This is a genomic window from Streptomyces sp. (genome assembly GCF_035563135.1).
GTDB lineage: Bacteria > Actinomycetota > Actinomycetes > Streptomycetales > Streptomycetaceae > Streptomyces.
Genome location: NZ_DATMVN010000049.1, coordinates 1 through 2,913 on the forward strand (window position 1 = coordinate 1; position 2,913 = coordinate 2,913).

Here is a 2,913-nt window from a genome sequence, read left to right on the forward strand (position 1 = left end):
GCGTCCAGTTCGATCTCGTGGCAGGCCTCGTAGCCCACCACCAGGTAGCGGCCGACCGCCGGCACCCAGTGCACCGGGGCCTCCGCCCGCAGCCGCTGGAAGAGCGGGTACGGGTCGTCGTAGAGGTCGGGGATGGTGACCCACTCGGCGGTGGGGACGGGCCGGACGTCACTGGTCTGCACGGTCATCCTCGAGAGCCCCCTTCATCGGCGTCTGTGCGGTGGAGTCAGTGTGGCCCCGATCACCAGCTCAGGTAAAGTTCATAACTCTTGCCTGTAACCGAACTAAGGGTGGGATAGGGATGGCTGACTACACGCTGCGCCAGCTGGACTACTTCGTGGCCGTGGCGGAGGCGGGATCCATCTCGGGCGCGGCCGCGAAGCTGCGGGTCACGCCGACTGCGGTCGCCTCGGCACTCACCGAGCTCGAGCGCGCCCTGCGCACGCAGCTCCTCGTGCGACGCAAGGCCCACGGCGTCAGCCTGACGCCCACGGGTGTCTTCCTGAGGAAGCGGGCAGTCATCCTCCTGCGGGACGCGGAGGAGCTGCGACTGGCAACGGCGAGTGCCGGCACCGAGTTGTCCGGCCCGCTGACGCTCGGGTGCTACGTGACCATCTCGCCCACGATCCTGCCGCTCCTGGTGCGCTGGACGGCGGAGCACCACCCGAAGGTGGAACTGGACGTCGTCGCCCGCAGTCAGGCGGAGATCACGGAGTTGCTGCTGGCGGGGGGTCTCGACCTCGCGATCGTCTATGACATGGGCCTGCCGGACGGCTTGGAGTCGGTGCTGCTGTACACGGTCCGGCCCTACATCGTGCTCCCTGCCGACCACCGGCTGGCCGACGCGGTGTCGGTGTCCCTCGCCGAGTTGGCGGACGAGCCGCTGATCCTGCTCGACCTGCCGCCGGCTGCCATGCACACGCTCCGGGTGTTCGAGCAGGCCGGAGTGGCGCCGCGCGTCGTGCAGCGCACCACCGACTTCGAACTCACCCGGTCCCTCGTCGCCCGCGGCCTCGGCTACTCCGTCATCGTGCAGCGCCCGGCCGTCGATTGCTCCTACGAGGGTCTGCCCCTTGCGGCGCTCGACATCGATCCAGCCGTTCCAGGCGTGGGTGTCCGCATGGTGTGGCCCAGGGGCGTCCGGCTCACTGATCGGGCGCAGGCGCTGGTGACCTTCGCTGCGGAGCGGGCGCGCTTCACCGACTACCGGCACCGCAACGTCAGCCCTGCCCGCCGGGCCGACCACAGCACGCCCTCGCCGTAGTGCGAGTCGAGCCCACCCGCTCGATGACACTCTGCCCACCAGTGCGACGACCGCTGGAGGGTGCAGGCAGCGAACGGCCGTGTGCGACGGCGGCGCCTGCCGAGCGAGGCGCGGCGGTTGCCGGGGTCGACCTCGTCACGACGACTTCGACGGGGCACTTGTTGAGGCGCCCGACAGCAGTTAGGGTTCTGAGCGTGCTCATCATTTGGGAGTTGATTCCCAAATAATGAACGGCTCTCTTGCTCCGTCCGTCCGTCAGCCCGTCTCCAGGAAGGCCGGCCCATGACCGACCCCACTCATCCCGCGCCCCCGGCTACGGCGTTCGGTCCGCTCGCCGGCGTGCGCGTCCTGGACATCGGCAACGTGTTCGCCGCGCCCTTCGCCGCAGCGCTGCTGGGCGACATGGGCGCCGACGTCGTCAAGGTCGAACTCCCGGGATCCGGCGACCCCGCCCGTGGCATGGCGCCCTCCGACGGTGAGGAGGGGCTGCTGTGGGCCGCGCTGGCCCGCAACAAGCGAGCCATCACCCTCGATCTGCGCCACCCCGAGGGGCAGCAGATCTTCCTCCGACTGCTGGCGACCACCGACGTGCTGGTGGAGAACTTCCGCCCCGGGACCCTGGACCGGTGGGGGCTGACCGCGGACCGCCTGCGAGAGGCCAACCCCGACCTCGTCGTGGCCCGGATCAGTGGGTACGGCCAGACCGGCCCCTACGCCGGCATGGCCGGTTTCGGGACGCCCGCGACGGCCTTCAGTGGGTACCTCTACAGCACGGGCTTCCCGGACCGCCCGCCGGTGCTGCCGCCGATGAACCTGGTCGATTACATGGCGGGGACGTTCGCCGCGTTCGGCACCGTGGCGGCGCTGTACCACCGCGACGCGAAGGGCGGCTCGGGTCAGGAGGTCGACGTCGCCCTGTACGAGTCGATGCTGCGTTTCCTCGAGGGCATGGTCACCGAGTACGACCGCCTCGGGCAGATCCGCGAGCGGACCGGTAACGAGGTGCCGGCCACCGCTCCGCTGGGGCTGTTCGCGTCCGCTGACGGGGTGTGGCTGGTGCTGTCCACCAGCACCGACCGGACCTTCGACCGGTTCGCCGAGGTCATGGGGCGCACGGACATGAGCACGGACCCGCGGTACCGCACCAACCGGCTCCGCGTGGAGAACCGTGCCGAGGTCGACGCGGTCGTCACCGAGTGGTTCGCCACGCACACCGCAGCGGAGATCCTGCGGCTCTGCGACGACAAGGGCGTGCCCGTCTCCCGGGTGAACAACATGTCCGACGTCTTCGCGGACCCCCACGTCCAGGCGCGGGACATGCTGGTCGAGGTGCAGCACCCCAAACTGGGGTCGCTGCGCCTGCCGGGGATCGTCCCCAAGCTCTCCGCCACCCCGGGCGAGGTCCGGACCACGGGTCCATCCATGGGTGACCACAACGCCGAGGTCTACGAGGAACTCGGGCTCAGCGCCACCGACCTCGACCGCCTGACCACCGAAGGTGTGATCTGACATGGCACTCACGACCGACCACAAGGCCGCCTACCTCGGCCAGCCTGGCTCGCTGCCCTTCGCGCTCCCGCCGCGCGTCGAGATCAACGAGGTCGGACCGCGTGACGGCTTCCAGCTGGAGAAGAGGACGATCGCGACCC

At 69.8% G+C, this 2,913-nt stretch carries 2 protein-coding genes and 1 pseudogene; 2 read left to right on the forward strand and 1 reads right to left on the reverse strand.

What is annotated here, in order from left to right; genetic code table 11:
* Positions 1-188: pseudogene (locus tag VN520_RS02180) on the reverse strand (hypothetical protein); the annotation flags it as partial.
* Positions 189-301: 113 nt separating this feature from the next.
* Between VN520_RS02180 and VN520_RS02185 the strand changes: the two are divergent.
* On the forward strand, positions 302-1,264 hold the full coding sequence (locus VN520_RS02185) for a LysR family transcriptional regulator (RefSeq protein ID WP_325745106.1): 963 nt from the start codon (positions 302-304) through the stop codon (positions 1,262-1,264).
* A gap of 282 nt (positions 1,265-1,546) precedes the next feature.
* Entirely contained in the window at positions 1,547-2,773 is a 1,227-nt protein-coding gene (locus VN520_RS02190) for a CaiB/BaiF CoA-transferase family protein (protein ID WP_325745107.1), read from the forward strand.
* The last annotated feature ends 140 nt before the right edge of the window (positions 2,774-2,913 follow it).

Bases quoted from the DNA above. Each gene is read 5' to 3' on its own strand.
- VN520_RS02185 (WP_325745106.1), top strand. From the start codon at position 302: ATGGCTGACTACACGCTGCGCCAGCTGGACTACTTCGTGGCCGTGGCG.
- VN520_RS02190 (WP_325745107.1), top strand. From the start codon at position 1,547: ATGACCGACCCCACTCATCCCGCGCCCCCGGCTACGGCGTTCGGTCCG.